The organism is Muribaculum sp., from assembly GCF_029051885.1.
Taxonomy (GTDB): domain Bacteria; phylum Bacteroidota; class Bacteroidia; order Bacteroidales; family Muribaculaceae; genus Muribaculum.
In genome coordinates, this window is record NZ_JAIDKI010000231.1 from 1 (window position 1) to 2,774 (window position 2,774).

The window sequence follows — 2,774 nt, forward strand, 5'->3', positions numbered from 1 at the left end:
GCCGGCGATTTTCACGTAGCCGACCAGCGGTAGACATCCGATGCCGTATTCGGTGTCGCGCCATGTAGCGCGGCTGTCGTCGGCTGATGTGGATTGTTTCGACGCTTTTTTCTTAGGACGCCATTTTACCAGCGAGAACCATGGGTCGAAAAACAGATAGAATTTCTCAACTTTAATCCCGAACATGCGGGCGAAAATATAGTGGCCGAACTCGTGTATTATCACGAGCAGGGCAAATGCGGCAATCAGCTGCGCCGCTTTTATCAGAAATGCTTCCATTGTGTTTTATCTATTCTTGTCTGACCGGTTGCCGGAATGCTCTGCAGCTATGCGGCGAGCCAGTGTGTTGGTGGCGACATAGTCGTCGTAGCTCGGCGATGCTATGAACGGCACATCGTTGAGCGTTGATTCTATTATACGTTGTATGTCAAGGTAGCCGATGCGTTCGTGGAGGAATGCGTCGACGGCTATCTCGTTGGCGGCGTTTATCACGCATGCAGTGTTGCCTCCGCGCTGGAGCGCGTAGTAGGCCATGTTGATGAGGGGGAATTTTTCGGTGTCGGGCCTGAAGAATTCGAGGCGGGCATAGTCCTGCAGACGCAGCCCTGGGCGGTTGGTGGTAAGCCTTGTGGCATCGCCGAGGGCATAGCGTATGGGGAGGTGCATGTCGGGCATGCCGAGCTGGGCTTTTACCGAGCCGTCGGCAAACTCGACCATGGAGTGTACGATTGACTGTGGATGAACGACAGCCTCGATACGGTCGGGTGTGATGCCGAACAGCCAGCGTGCCTCTATGATTTCGAAAGCCTTGTTGAGCATCGTGGCTGAGTCGATGGTGATTTTGGCTCCCATCGACCAATTGGGATGAGCAAGGGCGTCGCGCACGGTCACACTGCCCAGCTCGTCGATATTGCGGGTGCGGAATGGACCGCCTGAGGCTGTGATAAGCAGTTTTTTTACCGTAGACGGGTCTTCGCCTACCATACACTGGTATATGGCTGAATGCTCGGAGTCAACGGGGATTATGCGTGAGGGCGAACTTTCGAGCCGGCGTGTCACAAGCTCGCCGGCTACAACCATTGTCTCCTTGTTGGCCAAGGCTATCTGCTTTCCGGCGTCGATTGCACGCAGGGTGGGGGCGAGCCCGCTGTAGCCTACGGTGGCGGTGACCACGGTGTCTATATCGTCGCGCTCCATGGCGTCGGCTATGGCGTCGGCGCCTGCTGCGGTCTCTATACCGAGCGGGGCGAGAGCGTCGCGCAGAGTGGGGTAAAGGCTCTCGTCGGCGATTACGGCGAGAGTGGGACGGTGTCGGCGGGCCTGAGCGATGAGCAGCTCTACGTTGCGGCCTGCCACGAGCACCGTGGCACGGAAACGTTCGGGATATTCTGCTATTATATCAAGTGTCTGTACTCCTATGGAGCCTGTGCTCCCGAGTACGGCTATATTTTTCTGTGAGTCCACGGAATAATGGCTATATATAAATATAGGTGCAAAGATAGCGTAAATTCCGCTATTAAGTAAGTCGTAAAAGTTATTTTATATTTCCGGCGAGAGGATTTTTGTTTGATTTTTCCTCGATGAGGAAGGAGTGTAGCGAGCTACACGACTGACGAAGAGAGGGAAAAGCGGCAAAAAGACTCCGACTGAAATATAAAGTTTGAAAAGTATTCATAGACGTAATAATTTTTACGACTTACTTATGGAAACGGGGGCTGTAAATTCCGGTCAGATAGGCATAAACCGGAGCGGGTTGAGCCTTATTCCGGTGCTCCATAGCTGTATGGTCACATCGTGGGATGTGTCGGCGCTTCCGAGGTTCTCTCCGGCCGACACTGAGTCGCCCGCTTTTACCATGCAGGCTGATAGTCCGTCGATTATTGTCACATATCCGTTGGGGTGCTGCAAGGTCACGGCCCATAGTCCCGACGGGGAGTAGGATGTGGCTACTACTGTGGCTGTGCCTGGAGCTGTCACGGAGGCATTGCGTGGTGGGCTTACGACGGTATGGTCGGAAGTCGGGTCCGACAACAGGCGGGCTCCTCTTACCGGGAACAGGAATATGGCCGAGACGCCGGGGGCCGAGGTGCGGTCGCCTACACTGTAGCGCTTGCGCTCCTCTACCATGCGCACGAAGTTTTCTTCGGCAGGTGTGGCCGGCAGAAGCGAATCGGGCGATACGGAGTGGCCGGATACTACTGATACCTGTCTGCGGGCATAGGTGGCGATGGAGCTGTCGCCCTGTAATATGGATGTAAGTGTGGCCAGGTACTCCGATGTCTCACGTCCGGCTTTCAGCAGCGAGTCGACACGGAATACGTTGATGGCATTTTCCCGGCGCTCTTCCTGCTTGAGATAGCCTGGTAGCAGGGTGCGAAGTGGGGTGAATACTATGAGGGTTGCCGCCATACATCCCAATGCTACAAATATCAGTGCTATGCTCGCGATTACTTTGCGCTGCGACATGCCGATTGTCCACACCTCGTTGAATGTGTTCTCGTTGACAAACGAGAGCCTGAAGCGTCGGTGAGTGCGCAGCCGATGGCGTACACGCTGCTCATGGTGCCGCTTGTCGGGTTCGGTTATGGGCGTGGATGCGGGCATTTTCCGAAGTTTTTTTGTTTTTGCAAATATAAGCATAAATTTCTGATTGAAAAATTAACATTAAGTTGCCGCATCGTTTGTATGTGATTGAATAGTAGGTGTTTTTGAATTTTAACATAGTTTCGATTTTAACATTATAGTGTTAAAATTTGTCGAAAAAAGTTGCAGAG

The 2,774-nt window shown here is 53.3% G+C and carries 3 protein-coding genes; all 3 read right to left on the reverse strand.

What is annotated here, in order from left to right; all coding sequences use genetic code 11:
* Positions 1-279 (reverse strand): site-2 protease family protein (locus K2I50_RS09405; RefSeq protein ID WP_301026063.1); only part of this gene is annotated, 279 nt, incomplete at its 3' end.
* A gap of 6 nt (positions 280-285) precedes the next feature.
* Positions 286-1,464 carry a 1-deoxy-D-xylulose-5-phosphate reductoisomerase gene (locus tag K2I50_RS09410; RefSeq protein WP_301026064.1) on the reverse strand — a complete coding sequence of 393 codons (1,179 nt, stop codon included), beginning with the start codon at positions 1,462-1,464 and terminating at the stop codon, positions 286-288.
* 264 nt (positions 1,465-1,728) lie between these two features.
* Positions 1,729-2,604, reverse strand: coding sequence for a M23 family metallopeptidase (locus tag K2I50_RS09415; protein WP_301026065.1), 876 nt, complete (start codon positions 2,602-2,604; stop codon positions 1,729-1,731).
* Between the last annotated feature and the right edge of the window lie 170 nt (positions 2,605-2,774).